Below are 14,163 nucleotides of genomic sequence, written 5' to 3'. Positions count from 1 at the left end.
GACGAGGAGGTCGCTCGCCCGCGCTCGCTCGCACCTCCCGCCGGATTCGGGGGCGAAGTTGTTCGCGACAGCCGCTATGGGGTACCGGACCATCGGTGCGATCGATGACGACGCTCGATCTCCGCTCCGAGGACGAGGAGGCCGACCGGGACCGGCTCTTCGACGCGCTCGACGAGGCGGACGCCGACGAGACGATCACCGTCGAGGCGGGACGCGATCTGACCGTCCTCCTCACGCGCTACCGTATCACGCGGGGCCGTGACCTCGACGTGACGACCGAACACCACGTTGACGGCGTCGTGGAACACGCGGTGACGAAGGCGGCGGCCCACGAGGGGGACGAGCTGACAGAGTTCGACGTGCGGGACGTGCCGCCGAGCCGACGCCACGAGGCGCTCACGGGGACGTTCGACCGACTCGATCCCGGCCAGGGGTTCGAACTCGTGAACGACCACGACCCCAAGCCGCTGTATCACGAGCTCCGGTCGACCCGCGGGGAGAGCTTCGAGTGGGAGTACACGAGGCGTGACCCGGGGGAGTGGCGCGTGGAGATCCGGAAGACCGGGGAGACGGAGTCGGGGGACGGTGCCGTCACGGCGTCGTTCGACGTGCGGGAGATACCGAAGCAGGAGCGCCACCCGACGATCCACCATCGGTACGGCAACATCGACGAGGGGGAGACGATGGAGATCGTCGCGCCCCACGAGCCCGTGCCGCTCCGTCGCGAGTTCGAGCAGCGCTACGGCGAGGCGTTCGACTGGTCCGTCATCGAGACGGAGCCGGGGCGGTGCCGGGTACACGTCACGAAGGGTGGGGAGTCCGGCAGCTCCACCGACGACGATCGAGCGGCGTCCTCCGGGGACGCGTCGGTGACCGTGGCGGAGGAACTCGACGTGCGCGAACTCCCGCCCGCACAGCGTCACGAGCGGATTTTCGACACGTACGGGGACCTGGAGACCGGCGAGGGGTTCGTGCTGGTCAACGACCACGATCCCAAGCCGCTGTATCACCAGTTCGAGGCCGAGGCGGGCGATGAGTTCCACTGGGAGTACCGCGCGAAGGACCCCGGCGAGTTCAGAGTCCTCATCGGCAGGGAGAGTGGGGACGGTGCCACGGCCGTCGACGACGACGTCCCCAGCGCGCCGTTCTGATCGCCGGACGTCCGGAGACCGCAGCGAACGCGCGATCGGCGCAGGCGGCGATCTCGCCCCTGTGACGACCCCGTTTATCCGATGAGTGCGAAGGAGTTCGGGACCACACTTTGGATGATGGCCGAGGGACACGTCGGCATGGCCTCAGTTCCCACGGGAGACGGGTGTGCTCCGGGCGCCCGCTCCGCCTCGGAGATCGACCGGTCCGTGGCACGATACCTCCATGCGATCCTCGCTCGGTCGGCGACGGGCGATCCCCGAGTGTCCACGGGAGAACTCTCCGACGAGTTGGGCGTGACCCCGGCGAGCGTCACCGAGATGGTCTCGAGGCTGGACGACAGGGGACTGATCGACCACGAGCCGTATCGCGGCGCGCGTCTCACCGAGCGGGGTCGAACCCTCGCCGTCGAGGTCGCCAGTCGGTCCTGTGTCGTCGCGAGCTTCTTCGAGTCCACGGTGAACGCCGCGATCGACGAGCGCTCGGCCCTCGACATCGGGATCGAACTGCCGGAGGACGCCGTCTCCCGCCTCCACGACCTCGTCGAGGGACCCTGTCTCGCGCTGTGTCCGGCCGCCGACGGACCGAGCGGCGGCTGTGTGGCGTGACCGCCGGATCGACGGACGCCGTCCTTCGCGGCGAACGTGTTCGGACGAACGCTCTTTGTGGTAGCCGGTGAAGCATCGATCGCATGGATTTAGGTGTACCTAAAACAATCCGGAACAGTGCCGTCGGCTTCGAGCCCGATTCCGCCGCGTCGGCTGGCGACCGAGCAGGCTCCCCCATGGAGGGATCCGCGTGACCGCGGTCGAGTTCGACGAGGCGCGCGAGTACGACGGCGACCAGTTCTCGGCCGTCGAGGCGTTCCGCAGCGACCGGATGAAGGTCGTCTGCGGCTACTTCGAGCCGGGACAGTTCATTCCGGTCCACGCCCCGTCGAGCGACGTGGTGATCTCCGTCCGCTCGGGGACCGGGGTCGTCAGGGACGGCGAGACGGACCGCCGCGTCGAGCCGGGCGACGTGGTCGTGGTCGAATCGGACACCGATCGTGGGATCAAAGCGGACGAGGACGACAGGCTGGAGGCGCTGCTCGTCACCGCGCCGCCGCCGACCGACGCCGAACACGAACCGGTGCGCGCCGGGTTGCGGCGGGGCGAGTTCGACCCGCGTGGGGGCGCCGAATGACGACCGTCCGCGCGCTCGCCGACCTGGAGGGTGAACCGCACGCGAACGCTTTCCCGGACGACGAGCCGAAGACGATCAGGCTCACGCTCGCGGAGGGGGAGTCGGTCCCGTCGCACACGCATCCGGGCCGGGACATCGTGTTCTACCTCATCGAGGGCGCGATCGAACTCCAGCTCGACGAGGAAACCCACGAGGTGGCGGCCGGTGACATCGCCCGGTTCGAGGGCGAGCGGGAGATATCGCCGCGCGCGCTGGAGGACAGCGTCGCGCTGATCGTTCTCGCGCCTCGGTCGACGGAGTAGACAGGGGTCCTGACTCCGCGTTGGCGGGAAGTTCCGCCCCGGCGACCCACCGGGTCGATCCGTCCGGGCGACCCATCCGGTCGGCCTACGCCGATCCGGTGACGGATTCGAGGTGATCGAACTGCGCGTTCAACTCGGCCCGCCGTTGTCGCGTGATGACGGTGGCGTCGAGCACCTCGCCGACGACCGGCACGTCGAGCGCGAACTCGGTCCTCGCGCGGACCCGTGTTCCGGCGTCGGTCGGCTCCGCCGTGTACGTCGTCCGCATCTCCTCGAAGATCCCCTCGCGTTGCTCGTAGGCGAGGACGGCGTCGGCGTCGTCCACGACCTCCAGCTCCAGCGCGATCTCCGTGATCCCGACGTCGTTCGCGACCTCGATCCGCCGTCCGTCGACGCGAACCTCGTCGAACCCCGCGGCGCGGGTGAACGGCTCGATGTCGAGGATCGCCTCCCGAACCGCGTCGGGCGGGGCCGGCAGCTCCCGTGTCGCCGTGACTGTTCGCATGTCCCGGAGTCGGGCGAGGACCACGGTATCAGTGTTGGGGAACATGTTCGCCGTCGGGGCTTTGCGGGGGGAGTTCGTACACTGACGTACCGATGAGTACCTCCCACGATCACGACCACGCCGAGGCGGACCCCATCACCGACCGGATGCACGACACATCCTGGTCGGCGAACCTCGAACACCCGAAGCACGCGTCCGACCGGGAGCTCCTTCTCTCGCAGGCGGTCGACGCGATCGAGCACACCGAACCCGGGAACCACGTCAACCTCGTCACGCACGGCGACCACGGTCATCCCTCGGAGTACCTCTATGCGGCTCTCGAGGACCGGACCGACGGCGACCTCGAGTGGGAGTACATCGAGCAGTGTGGCTGCGGCGGCCACGTGACCAGAGTGTACGTCGAGTGAACGGCCGCGGGTCGGTCCCTGCCTGAGCCACGTCGACGCCCGTTCCTCCGCTCGCGTGCGATCATGTTCGGGGGCACCCATAGGCCGGACGGGACCGTACACGCGTCCATGGCCGGATTCCCCTCACCGTTCGGCGACGCCGACGACGGCGACCTCTTCGACGAGTACGACGAGTTCGTCCCGGGGCACGTCCCGACGCCGGGTCCGTTCCTCGACGGCCACCGGGTCCTCACCGACGAGGAACACGTGCACTTTCACGAGGTGACTCGCGACCTGTTCGAGGAGCGGACGGTGTACGACATGACCTTCGACTACAACCTCGCCCGGCTGAACCTCGACAGTCGGCACAAGACGGCGGGGTACCGGTACGCCGAGGAGGCGGACGACCCAGCCGTCCTCCGGGCGGAGTTCACGCCGACGACGAAGTTCTGCCCGCAGACGAACACCCTGACGGTCGGCTCCTTCCGCGCGTGGAACGGCCTCTCGGAGCGACACGAGTACGATCTGGTCCGCGTTCGGGCCGCACCGATGCACCAGAACAGCGAGTCGATCAACGAGCGGCTCGCGGAACTGGAGGAGGAGTACCGATCGACCGGCGAGATCGGCCACGTCGACGACGAGGAGATGCGTTCTCCCGGCATGGGACGCACGGCGGGGGCGGACCGGACGAGCAGCGACGGTCCGAACGCGCCCTTCTGATCGAGGCTCGGATCGCTGTCCGGGGTCCCGCGCGACGTTCGGATACGGGCTCGAACTCCACGATCGACGCCCGGATCCCGACCCGGCTCCTGTCCGCGGGGAACGCCGGCTGTGAACCCTCCGATCTACTTCGGTTCGACGGGGCCGACGCCGTCGTCGTGTCCCGGGGTCGAGTTCGTCTGAAGCGTCTCGAAGAGGACTCCCGGAAGTGAATGGGGACTGTGATCCCTGATCACCTGGAGGACGTTGGCGACGAAGCAGAGCGCCCCGACGAACACGAGCCCGCCGCCGGCGGCGGCCGCGGCCCCGGGAAGCCCGAGCAGGTCCGCGGCGACGAGCACCGTTGTTCCCACGGTCAGCAGGGCGAAGTCGAGGGTCGCGATCCGGTCGTCGTAGAGGTCGTCTATCATCGGGACGGCCTCGTATCCCAGCAGGTCGCTGTACCGGTGGACCCAGACGATGAACGGCACGACGTGGTACAGCGTCCCGAGAACGACGAAGCCGATCACGCCCAACACGAGGAGATGGGCGGTTCCGGGGGCGCCGAACACGGCGGACGCCGAGAGCGGATCCGCGAGCCAAGCCGGGAGCGTGAGGACCCCCCACAGCACGAGCGCGGGAACGACGACCGCGTACCGCGAGAGCATCGGCGTCCGTTCGACTCGCGTCTCGTGGAGCCGTCGCGCGAGGATCACCGCGAAGCCCAGCAGCGAGCCGACCACGAGCAGTCCGCCGATCCGTGCGAGCGTCGCCACGCCGAGCAGCCGACCGAGCGCGAGAAGGACGACGCCCGTCGGGTAGGCCACTTCCTCCACGCGCCGGAGCTGCACGTCGATCCCGTGGAGCTCCGTCTGCGTGAACATCGTCGCGAGCTGGTACAGCGCCCCCAGCACTGTCGTGAGGACCGCCCCGAAGACGGCCACCGTCGCGTGGGCACCGAGCACGTTCGCCCGGCTCACCGGCGAGCCCGCGAGGAGGGGACGGACGAAGTCCACGGCCAGCAGAACCCCGAGCGTGCTCACGAGCACGAAGAACCCGAGCGCGATGCCGAAGTGCCGCTCGGTCACGTCGTAGGAGGGGAGGGCTGCGAGCGTTCGCGCGATGTTGTACACGAACGTCCAGAAGCCGAGCAGCATCGCGCCCCCGAAGGCCGGAACCAACGCCACGCGGCCGGCGAGGAGGCTTCCCGCGAATCCGACCAGCCCGACCGTGACCAGCCACAGCTGCACGGACGCCAGTCGTCGCGAGTGGAGGTCCGTGCCGGACCAGACGGGGACGAACTGCGTCATCGCGCCCATTATCGTGAGGCAGACCCAGCCGGCCAGCAACAGGTGGACGTGGGAGAGGATCGCGTACCCGCCGGCGGCGTCGAGCGCGACGCCGAGCGCGACGAGGAGCCCGACGAGGAACAGTCCGAGCCCGACGACGAAGTGTCGCAGCGGAACCGTCATCGGCGGCTGGTGATCCGTGTCGACGTCTCCCGGAACTGCGGCCATGGACGATCGTACGGTCCCGGGACCCCTGCCGGTGTCTCCGAACGTGTTCGCCCGAACGGCTTCGCCGACGGCGCCACAGGGTCCGACCGGATGCGACGGACAGGAACGACGACGAACTCCCGACCCGAAACCGGGCCGTTCCGGGCGACACCTGACCGTCCGTCCACGTCGGTTCGGTCCGCATGGTGACGGGCGGCGGCGGTCGATGGCCTCGCCGCTTCCTCCTCGTCAGTGCGGGGTACCTCCTCTCGTGGCGGGTCGGAGCGCTCGTGGGCGTCCCGGTACGGGCCGAGGTCACGGTGGCCCTGCTCGGGTTCGTGTTTCACACGGTGTTCGGGATGGGGTACCTGCTGATACCCTCCTACTTCGAACGGGTTCTGGACGCGACGTGGCCCCCCGCGGTCCACCTCGGCCTGACCGGGTTCGGAACCGCGACCCTGGCGGCGGCGTCGATCCGCGAGGGTCCACGGCTCCTCGAACCGCTGGGCGCCGCCGCATGGACGCTGGGGGTCGCGGTGTTTCTGGCGACGATCCTGTGGACGGTCCGCGACAACCTGACGGGCGGGGAGACGGGGACCGCCGCGGGCAAGCGGGAGTTCCGGTGGGTCGATCGGTACGCCAACCCCTTCGTGCTGGTCTCGCTCGGCTACGTGCTGATCGGAACCTGGGAGCTGCTCGCGGGGACGACTCCCCTCCCCGGGCTGACGGACGGGTATGCGCCACGCGTCACACACCTCCTGGCGGGCGGGGGAGCGACGCTGCTTCTCCTCGCGCTCGGCGCCCGGCTCGCCCCGCGATTCCTCGGCGTCCCGGCGCCGAGGCGGGTCGTCGGCGTCGTTCTCCCCGCCGGCGCGCTCGGTCCGGCGCTCCTCGCGAACGGACTCGGCGGCGGCCTGAGCCTCGTCGTGGGGGCGCTCGCGGAGGCGACGGCGGTGGTGGGCTTCGCGGGCCTGTACGCCCGCTCGTTCGTCCGCTCGGAGCGACGGACGGTGGGTCTCACGGCCGTCCTCGGGGGCCTGACCTGCGGCGTGACCGGCGTCGTGATCGGGCTCTCGTTCGCGTTCGGGGGGATCGCCACCGAGCGGATCGTCGCACACCGACAGCTCATGCTCCTCGGGTTCCTCGGGGTGACGATCGTCGGCTTCGCGATGCAGTTCTTCCCGCCGACCGCGGGTCGGTTCCGGGGTGCGAACGACGCCTCCGCGTGGCTGGGGGTGGCCGCCCTCTGTGGCGGGCTCGTGTGGATCGTCGCGGGGACGCTCGGCGGTGTCCACGTCGCGGTGACCGTCGGGCACGCGCTCGCCCTCGCGGGCGCTGTCGTGTACAGCTATCTCATCGTTCGGTCGCTGCGTACCGTGGCCTCGCGGTGACTCGGCCGTCTCACGGGTTGACGACACGACCGAGTCCGATAGACCCGCACACGTTCGGACACACGACTTTGGTCGCCGTGACCGTCCATCGGACGATGGCCGATCTCGCGTCCCACGACGTCCCCGACGAGGTCGATCCGACCGACTGGAGGCTCGGCGTCACCGGCGCCGTCCGGACCCCGCTGGAACTGACGGCGTCGGACCTCTCGTCGTTCGAGGCCGAGACGTTCGTCGGCGACTTCGCCTGCGAGGAGGGATGGGTGGCCGAGGGGCTCGAATGGCGCGGCGTCCGGGTCCGTCGCCTCCTCGACCGCGCCGGCCTCGCCGACGGGGCCGAGTACGGACTGGTCTGGTCCATGGACGACGGGTACGCCTGTGCGTTCTCCCTCGATCGGCTCGCGGCGTCGGTGCTGGCCGTCGAGCTCGACGGCGACCCCCTCGGCGTCGAGCACGGCGGACCCGCCCGCCTCGTCCCGACCGACGGCGGTCGCGACTGCTGGGAGAGCGTCAAGTGGGCGACCGAGATCGAGATACGTGAGGAGCGACCGTCCGAGGACGACACGGCACAGGAGATCGCGCTCTCCCGGATCGAGTGATCGGTCCGGCGCCCGCGATCGAACATGTTCGGAGCAACTCGCTGGTTCCCGCGACCCCATTGATTCGACGTGACCGAAGAGACCTCGCCGATCACGGAGACGGGCGCGCCGACGGACCGACCGCGAGAGACGTTGGACGCTCGGGACCTCCCGCCGCCGCAGCCGCTCCAGAACACCCTCGAACGGCTGGCCGAACTCGACGCGGGGACGGTCCTCGTCCAGCGAAACGACCGGGCGCCCCGGCACCTGTACCCGAAGCTGAGCGACCGGGGATACGAGTACGAGACCGTCGAGGGCGACGACGTCGTCACGACGGTTATCTGGACGCCCTGACCGGTTCAGTCCCCCCCGCTCGCAGCGGAACGCCTCACCCGGACGCCCCCTCGACAGTCGGCGGCCCCCGATCGCGCTTTCGCCGGGCGAACGCCCGCTCGTCGTCGCCCACGTCCTCGCGGGCGGCGATCGTCGCCAGTCCCTCGCCGTAGGCGTCCGGGTCGACGACGGCCGGCCGGTCGGCCGGACGCTCCAGAACGAGCTCCGCGATCCCGGTCCCGCGGCCGGTCCACGCGAACCCGACCTTGTGCAGCGCCTCGTAACTGTAGGCGTTGTTGACGGCGATCCGGACGCGCTCGTAGCCGCGCTCGGCGGCGCGGCCGACGACGAACGCGCACAGCCGCGGGCCGATCCCCTCGCCGCGCCGGTCGCCGCGGACGGTCACGTACCGGAGCCACAGCGCGCCGGGGTCGGTTCGGTCCTCGTTGAACGCCACGGCCCCCGCGGGCGCGACGAACTCGCGCTTCGGGTCCTCGGGGAGTCGGAACTCGCCGGCTCCGTCCTCCCCGTGGCGGTCGTCGCTCTCGTCGCCGGGGCGACCGCCGCGCTCGTCGCCGTCGCGTCCGTCGTCGATGCCGTCGCGGTCGAGGGCGACGGCCTTCCCCGTGCTCGACATGACGAACTTCCCGGCGTAGGCGTACTCGCGGTGATCGAGCCGGAGGACGACGCCGTCGGCGGGCCAGCCGAGCAGTCGAAACTCCACGAGCGTCGTTGGCGCCGGCGGGGCTTCAGTTCGGCGCCACCGCTTTGTCGTGAGGGCGCGTCAGGATCGACATGTTCGGTCACGGCGACGTGGGGTTCTTCGACCGCATCGCCCCCTTGTACGACGTGTTCATGCCGCCCGCGGGCGCCGAGGACCTGCGCGCCGGGCTGGCGTTCGCGCACCGTCCGGTCGAGCGCGTCGTCGATCTGGGCGGGGGGACGGGACGCGCCAGCCGGCGCCTCCGCGAGATCGGTCTCGATCCGGTCGTGTTCGACTACTCGGCGGGGATGCTTCGACGCGCCGGCGAGGAGGGGCTCCCGGGCGTTCGTGCCGACGCCGCGTCGCTGCCGGTTCCTGACGGGGGCGTCGACGCCGTCGTCGTCACGGACGCGCTTCACCACTTCCCCGACCCGGAGGCCGCGATCGGTGAGGTCGCCCGCGCGCTGGCCCCCGGCGGTGTGCTCGTGATCCGCGAGTTCGACCCGACCACCCGGCGCGGGCGTGCGTTGGCGACGCTGGAGTCGGTCGCGGGCATGGACTCGCGGTTCCTCGACGCCGAGACGCTCGCCGACATGCTCGAGAGCGCGGGCCTGCGCGGGCACGTCGTCGACCCGGGCTTCGGCTACACCGTCGTCGGAGTGAAGCCGACCGAACCGGCTCCCCGTCGCGCGAGCGACGACGATGCGGAGAGGAACGACGCCGACGCCGCGAACGACGACGCCCCCGCGAAGACGACGGCCGAGGAACGCGGGCGTTAAGCCGAACGGCACGAACGGGCGCGTATGGCATCCTCGGGTACGGACTCGTTCCTCGCGAACCGGGTCGACAGGGCCGCGCTCCCGCTCGCGGTCGGCGACCTGCTCGTCATCGTCGCGTTCATCTACGTCGGCACGATCCAGCACGGGACCGTTTCGTTCCCCCCGACGGGCGCGAGCGACGCGCTCGCGCTCCTGACCGTGGCGGCGCCGTTCCTCGTCGGCTGGGTCGTCGCGGCGCCGCTGATCGGCGCGTACTCCGCGGGCGCCGCCGAGTCGGCGAAGGCGTCGGTGCCGCTGGCGATCCGGTCGTGGATCCCCGCCGCGGCCGTCGGGCTGGTCATTCGCGCGACGCCGGTCGTCGAGGGCGGCGTCGCGATCACCTTCGCGATCGTGATGTTCGTCGTCGGCTCGGTGTCGCTGGGCGTGTGGCGGTACGTGGCCGGACAGTTCGTCTGAGGGAGGTCGAGTCGCTCACGCGTCGCTGCTTCCGTCGAGAAGTTCGGTGGGGCTGGGATTCGAACCCAGGAGGCTTGCGCCATCTGCTTTCAAGGCAGACGCAATAGGCCACTCTGCCACCCCACCACGGAGTCACCTTTCGCGGTCGGCGTCTAAGAGCTAACGGTCCCCGGCCGTCCGACCGATCCGGGGACGGTGTCGGAACCGCTCCCGTCTCAGCCGTCGAGGACGACCGCGCCGTCGCGCACGCGCAAGCCGTGCTCGTGGACGAACGTCGCGGTGTGTTCGGGGACGACGCGCTCCGTCTCGATCCGTCCCCACAGCACCGGCAGCAGGTCGCGCAGGTCCGCGGCCGTCTCGACGCCGACCTGCATCGGGAGGAACTCGACGCGGTGGCCGGCGTCGTTCGCGCGGTCGACGAGCGTCTCCAGCTCCGGCCCCTCGAGGGCGGCCTCGTAGTCGACTGGGGCGGTGAAGCCCGCGTAGTACGTCCGGCCGCGGGTCGACGGCCCGAGGACGGTCTGGTTGCCGCGGAGCTTCATCGCCGCCGAGTCGATCACGGTGCGGGTGAGCAGCGGCGCGGTCCCCCGGGTGAGGGCGACGGAGTCGACGCCCTCCTCGCGCAGCAGGTGCGTGGCCGTGTTGCCCGCCCGCGCCGAGAGGGTCGAGCCGACCTGCCGCTCGAATCGCGCGTCGGTCACGTCGTCGAGCGCCTCGCCCGCGAGGGCGCGCAACTGCGCCTCGCTGGCGGTGTCGGTGACGTGTTCGTCCGGAAGCAGGTCGTCGGGACGGAAGTTGACGAGCAGGTCGCCGCCGGAGCGCTCGACGGCGCGGAACGTGTCCTTCAGGACCGCGGCGTACAACTCGGCCGCGTCCGCGCCCGACAGCGGCGTCGTCTCGGCGAGGTCGGGCAGGGCGAGTCCGGGGCGTGGCGGATCCGCGAGGACGGCGACGACGGTCATACCCGGGCATGGCGCGGCACGGGCAAAGGGGTTATCACACGCCCCGACGCAGGCGGGACATGGAGTTCACCGCGTCGTTGGTCCGTATGGGGTCGCTGCTGTCGGTTCTCACGGCCGCCGCCGCCGTCGCGTTCCTGCTCGCGACTGGGGGCGCGGTGCGCGACGTTCCGACGGTCGGCCTGCTCGCGACCGCCGGACTGCTCGTCGTCGCCACCCTCGCGGCCGTCGCGTGGGGACGCGGGACCGCCCGCGCTCGGTGGGAGACGCCGTACTGGTGAGTCAGTGAGGGAGCGACCGGCGGCCGTCAGCGACTCCGCCGACCCTTCGTCTGGCGGTAGTCGCGCGAGAAGACGTTCTCCCGGACGTGCTCGACGAACCGGTCCGCGTCGGCGTCGGTGAGGACGTCGAGACCCTTCATCGGGAGGAGTTCGAACCCTCGGCCGCGCACGGTCGTCGCGTGTTCGGCGTCGGCGTCGAAGGAGTCGGGCGCGCGGGTGGTGTACTCGATGGCCAGCGCCTCCAGCGCGCGCTGGCCGACGGGGACGATGAGTTCGGGGTTGATCATCCGCGCCTCGGCGTTGAGGAACGGCTCGCAGTTGCGCTCCTCGTCGTCGGTCGGCGGACGCTCGGGATGTCGACACCGAGTGAGGTAGGTGGTGTAGACGTTCTGCAGGTCCGGCTCGTCGGCGTCGGGCGGCGACCGCGACAGCCCGAGTTCGCCGAGCACGCGCTGGATCCGCCGGCCCGCCTCGTCGCCGGTGAACGGGACGCCGGTCCGCTCGGCGCCCGCGGTCGGAGCCTCCCCGAGGAACAGGATCTCCGCCTCGGCGTCGCCGTAGCCGTGGACGACGCGCTCGCGACAGTCGACGAGCGCGGGACAGTGCTGGCAGTCGGTGTCCATCCCGTAGGGGTTCGACAGCTCCTCCTGGTGCGGCACTACGTCCTCGTCCGGTCCGGGCGAGAATAATACTGCGGGTCGACGCCGGTCGCCGAACTCCCGCTCCCTCATTCGCGCTTCCGGATCCCCTAGGCGCGCTTCTGGATCTCCTCGCGCAACACGTCGCTGACGACCTCGCCGTCGGCCTTGCCGCGCAGCGCCCCCATCGCCTCGCCCATCAGGCCCGAGAAGGCGCCCATGCCCTCGGTCTCGACCTGCTCGGCGTTTCGCTCGACGACCTCGGCGACCGCCTCGCGCACCTCGTCCTCGTCGACGCCCGAGAGGCCTGCCTCCTCCACGGCTTCCTCGGCAGTGAGGCCGGGCTGCTCGGCGATCACCGTGAGCACGTCGCCGACGCCCTCCTTCGCGAGGTCGCCGTCCTCGACGAGCGCGAACACCCCGCGGAGGTGGTCGTCCGTGATCCGGTCGATGGCGACGTCGTGGCGCCGGAGCTCGGTGAGGGTCGACTCCAGCGTCGACGCCGCGAACGTGGGGTCGACGCCGTCGGCCACGACCTCCTCGAACAGCGGCATGCGGTGGCCGTAGGCGACCTGCTCGGCCAGGCCGGCTCCCAGGCCGTGCTCCTCCTGATAGCGCTCGACCTTCTCGGTCAGCAACTCGGGGGTCTCGACCTCGCTCGGGTCCGGCTCGACCGGCGGCACGTCCGTCTCGGGGTACAGTCGCGCGGCGCCCGGGAGCGGCCGGAGGTAGCGCGTGGTGCCGTCGTCGTTGGCGCCGCGCGTCTCCTCGGGGACGCCCTCGATGGCCGTCTCCGCGCGCTCGGCGGCCGCGTCGATCGCCAGCTCCGCCGTCTCGGGGTCGTCGGCGACGAGCGCGACCGCGTCGTCCTCGCCGGCGTCGACGGCGTCCCGGAGCGCCTCGACCTCCGCCTCGGTGACGCCGTAGGCCGGGAGTTCGTCGGTGTGGAAGATGCCGCCGGCGCCGTGGCGCTTCGCGTGGTCGGACAGTTCGGTTCCGAGGCGGCGATCGGGAGCGATCTCCTTCCCCACGAGACCTTCGAAGCCCGCAAGCCGGACCGCGTGGACGACGCCGCCCGAGTCCAGCGCGCCGGCGATGACGTCCGAGTCGGTGTCGGCGAAGGTGTCCGTCACGTCGACCGGGTCGCCGACGGCGGCGTCTCGCTCGTCGAGCTCCGTGGCGATGTCGACCAGTTCCTTCTGTCTCCTGACCTCCGTCTCGACGATCTCGTCGATCTGGTCGAGCGCCTGCACGCCCTTGATCTCGACGCGGGCGCCCTCCTCGATCGAGACGTTCACGTCCTGCCGGATGGTCCCGAGGCCGCGCTTCACCGTCCCGGTCGAGCGCAGGAGCATCCCGATCCGCTGGGCGGCCTCGCGGGCCTGTTCCGGCGTCGAGATGTCCGGCTTCGTGCCGATCTCGACCAGCGGGATGCCGAGTCGGTCCAACGAGTAGCGCACTCCCTCGTCGGTCTCCTCGACGCGCTTCGCCGACTCCTCCTCGAGCATGAGGTCCTCGACCCCGACGGGACCGTCGTCGGTCTCGATCTCGCCCTCCTGCGCGAGCAGGGTGGAGCGCTGGAAGCCCGAGGTGTTCGACCCGTCGATGACGATCTTGCGCATCACGTGGGCCTGATCGACCACCTCCATGTCGAGGAGGTCCGCGATCTGCATCGCGACCTCCAGCGACTCCTCGTCCAGTTCGTGGGGCGGCTCGTCGTCCTCCTCGACGAGACAGGTGCTGTCGTACCCGAGGTACTCGAACGTCCGGTCGACCTGCGACTCCTCTAGGGCCGCGTCGTCTATCTCTCCCAGCTCCGACTTGGTGGGGTGAAGGTAGCGCGTGATCGTGCGCTCGGCCTCCTCGGGCTCGCGGAGCGTCGTCGGCGAGTCACAGAAGAGCTTCGTCGCCGTGTCGAGCTGCTGGTGGATCTCCAGCCCCGCGACGAGGCCGAGTTCCTCGGGGTCGAACGAGCGATCGGTCATTGCGCGAACCTGCGGCGGCCGGGGAGAAAAAGGGTGTGAGTTACTCCACGCGCTTGAGGCCGTCACCGAGCCCGCTCGCGTCACAGCCCTCCTCGGGACACGCGTAGTGCCAGCCGTCCTCGGTCGCACGTCCCTCCGGGAACTCCGTCCCGCATCGTCGACACCGCAGGAGATCCCGACCGGTCGCTCGCGCCGTGAGCTGAGGCATACCTGATACCTTCGAGCGGGAGGAATTGAACGTACCGGTCTGTTCCGGCGGTAGCCGGCCGCAAGCGGCCGTCTGGAGGATCGACAGTCGGCGCCGCGATCGGCGCCGACCTGTCGGGGTCGTCCCGTGGCGA

Annotated in this window: 19 protein-coding genes and 1 tRNA gene; 12 read left to right on the top strand and 8 right to left on the bottom strand. The window is 70.5% G+C overall.

Annotation, left to right across the window (positions count from 1 at the left end):
- Positions 1 to 104: 104 nt before the first annotated feature.
- The 4 genes from GRX01_RS13005 to GRX01_RS12990 all read left to right on the top strand — a co-directional run bounded on the left by GRX01_RS13005 (position 105) and on the right by GRX01_RS12990 (position 2,636).
- The gene (locus tag GRX01_RS13005) at positions 105 to 1,151 is read left to right on the top strand and encodes a DUF2249 domain-containing protein (RefSeq protein WP_159668182.1); all 1,047 of its coding nucleotides are present in this window, start codon (positions 105 to 107) and stop codon (positions 1,149 to 1,151) included.
- Positions 1,152 to 1,232: 81 nt separating this feature from the next.
- Positions 1,233 to 1,757, top strand: a complete 525-nt coding sequence (locus tag GRX01_RS13000; protein WP_233741030.1) for a metal-dependent transcriptional regulator — start codon at positions 1,233 to 1,235, stop codon at positions 1,755 to 1,757.
- A 190-nt stretch (positions 1,758 to 1,947) separates the two neighbouring features.
- Complete coding sequence (locus GRX01_RS12995) at positions 1,948 to 2,334, top strand: cupin domain-containing protein (RefSeq protein WP_321168096.1); 387 nt, start codon at positions 1,948 to 1,950, stop codon at positions 2,332 to 2,334.
- Positions 2,331 to 2,636: a cupin domain-containing protein gene (locus GRX01_RS12990; protein ID WP_159668179.1), complete on the top strand. Its 306-nt coding sequence runs from the start codon at positions 2,331 to 2,333 to the stop codon at positions 2,634 to 2,636. The genes GRX01_RS12995 and GRX01_RS12990 overlap by 4 nt, the downstream gene beginning before the upstream one ends.
- Positions 2,637 to 2,721: 85 nt before the next feature.
- Here the strand turns inward: GRX01_RS12990 and GRX01_RS12985 are convergent, their stop codons facing one another.
- Positions 2,722 to 3,141, bottom strand: coding sequence for an SRPBCC family protein (locus tag GRX01_RS12985; protein ID WP_159668176.1), 420 nt, complete (start codon positions 3,139 to 3,141; stop codon positions 2,722 to 2,724).
- Between the two features lie 92 nt (positions 3,142 to 3,233).
- On the opposite strand from GRX01_RS12985, the gene GRX01_RS12980 reads away from it, so the two are divergent.
- Positions 3,234 to 3,548 (top strand): CGCGG family putative rSAM-modified RiPP protein, encoded by a 315-nt coding sequence (locus tag GRX01_RS12980; protein ID WP_159668173.1) that lies wholly within the window; start codon positions 3,234 to 3,236, stop codon positions 3,546 to 3,548.
- A 108-nt stretch (positions 3,549 to 3,656) separates the two neighbouring features.
- Positions 3,657 to 4,247 carry a hypothetical protein gene (locus tag GRX01_RS12975; protein WP_159668170.1) on the top strand — a complete coding sequence of 197 codons (591 nt, stop codon included), beginning with the start codon at positions 3,657 to 3,659 and terminating at the stop codon, positions 4,245 to 4,247.
- A 125-nt stretch (positions 4,248 to 4,372) separates the two neighbouring features.
- Here the strand turns inward: GRX01_RS12975 and GRX01_RS12970 are convergent, their stop codons facing one another.
- On the bottom strand, positions 4,373 to 5,743 hold the full coding sequence (locus GRX01_RS12970) for a hypothetical protein (protein ID WP_159668167.1): 1,371 nt from the start codon (positions 5,741 to 5,743) through the stop codon (positions 4,373 to 4,375).
- Positions 5,744 to 5,925: 182 nt separating this feature from the next.
- Here GRX01_RS12970 and GRX01_RS12965 point away from each other — a divergent pair, with 182 nt between their 5' ends.
- The 3 genes from GRX01_RS12965 to GRX01_RS12955 all read left to right on the top strand — a co-directional run bounded on the left by GRX01_RS12965 (position 5,926) and on the right by GRX01_RS12955 (position 8,042).
- The gene (locus tag GRX01_RS12965; RefSeq protein WP_159668164.1) at positions 5,926 to 7,113 is read left to right on the top strand and encodes a hypothetical protein; all 1,188 of its coding nucleotides are present in this window, start codon (positions 5,926 to 5,928) and stop codon (positions 7,111 to 7,113) included.
- Positions 7,114 to 7,208: 95 nt separating this feature from the next.
- A complete protein-coding gene (locus tag GRX01_RS12960; protein WP_159668161.1) occupies positions 7,209 to 7,709 on the top strand; it encodes a molybdopterin-dependent oxidoreductase in 501 nt (166 codons plus the stop codon).
- Positions 7,710 to 7,778: 69 nt separating this feature from the next.
- Positions 7,779 to 8,042, top strand: coding sequence for a DUF2249 domain-containing protein (locus tag GRX01_RS12955; RefSeq protein WP_321168095.1), 264 nt, complete (start codon positions 7,779 to 7,781; stop codon positions 8,040 to 8,042).
- Between the two features lie 34 nt (positions 8,043 to 8,076).
- On the opposite strand, the gene GRX01_RS12950 is transcribed toward GRX01_RS12955, so the two are convergent.
- On the bottom strand, positions 8,077 to 8,745 hold the full coding sequence (locus GRX01_RS12950; RefSeq protein ID WP_321168094.1) for a GNAT family N-acetyltransferase: 669 nt from the start codon (positions 8,743 to 8,745) through the stop codon (positions 8,077 to 8,079).
- A gap of 71 nt (positions 8,746 to 8,816) precedes the next feature.
- Here GRX01_RS12950 and GRX01_RS12945 point away from each other — a divergent pair, with 71 nt between their 5' ends.
- Both GRX01_RS12945 and GRX01_RS12940 read left to right on the top strand, forming a co-directional pair.
- Positions 8,817 to 9,503, top strand: a complete 687-nt coding sequence (locus GRX01_RS12945) for a class I SAM-dependent methyltransferase (protein WP_159668158.1) — start codon at positions 8,817 to 8,819, stop codon at positions 9,501 to 9,503.
- Positions 9,504 to 9,527: 24 nt separating this feature from the next.
- Complete coding sequence (locus tag GRX01_RS12940) at positions 9,528 to 9,959, top strand: DUF3054 domain-containing protein (protein ID WP_159668155.1); 432 nt, start codon at positions 9,528 to 9,530, stop codon at positions 9,957 to 9,959.
- Between the two features lie 44 nt (positions 9,960 to 10,003).
- On the opposite strand, the gene GRX01_RS12935 is transcribed toward GRX01_RS12940, so the two are convergent.
- Positions 10,004 to 10,085, bottom strand: a tRNA-Ser gene (locus GRX01_RS12935).
- An 89-nt stretch (positions 10,086 to 10,174) separates the two neighbouring features.
- Positions 10,175 to 10,921 carry a hypothetical protein gene (locus tag GRX01_RS12930; protein ID WP_159668152.1) on the bottom strand — a complete coding sequence of 249 codons (747 nt, stop codon included), beginning with the start codon at positions 10,919 to 10,921 and terminating at the stop codon, positions 10,175 to 10,177.
- A 59-nt stretch (positions 10,922 to 10,980) separates the two neighbouring features.
- On the opposite strand from GRX01_RS12930, the gene GRX01_RS12925 reads away from it, so the two are divergent.
- Positions 10,981 to 11,199, top strand: a complete 219-nt coding sequence (locus GRX01_RS12925) for a hypothetical protein (RefSeq protein ID WP_159668149.1) — start codon at positions 10,981 to 10,983, stop codon at positions 11,197 to 11,199.
- A gap of 26 nt (positions 11,200 to 11,225) precedes the next feature.
- On the opposite strand, the gene GRX01_RS12920 is transcribed toward GRX01_RS12925, so the two are convergent.
- From GRX01_RS12920 to GRX01_RS18900, 3 genes are all read right to left on the bottom strand, one after another.
- On the bottom strand, positions 11,226 to 11,822 hold the full coding sequence (locus GRX01_RS12920) for a uracil-DNA glycosylase (protein WP_233741038.1): 597 nt from the start codon (positions 11,820 to 11,822) through the stop codon (positions 11,226 to 11,228).
- Between the two features lie 125 nt (positions 11,823 to 11,947).
- Positions 11,948 to 13,822, bottom strand: coding sequence for a Glu-tRNA(Gln) amidotransferase subunit GatE (gene gatE / locus GRX01_RS12915; protein ID WP_159668143.1), 1,875 nt, complete (start codon positions 13,820 to 13,822; stop codon positions 11,948 to 11,950).
- Between the two features lie 40 nt (positions 13,823 to 13,862).
- Positions 13,863 to 14,030: an HVO_2901 family zinc finger protein gene (locus GRX01_RS18900; RefSeq protein WP_201289599.1), complete on the bottom strand. Its 168-nt coding sequence runs from the start codon at positions 14,028 to 14,030 to the stop codon at positions 13,863 to 13,865.
- Between the last annotated feature and the right edge of the window lie 133 nt (positions 14,031 to 14,163).

This window comes from Halobaculum saliterrae, from assembly GCF_009831625.1.
Lineage (GTDB): Archaea > Halobacteriota > Halobacteria > Halobacteriales > Haloferacaceae > Halobaculum > Halobaculum saliterrae.
The sequence above is the reverse complement of the archived record's forward strand: the minus strand, read 5'-3'. Positions and strand labels throughout refer to the sequence as shown.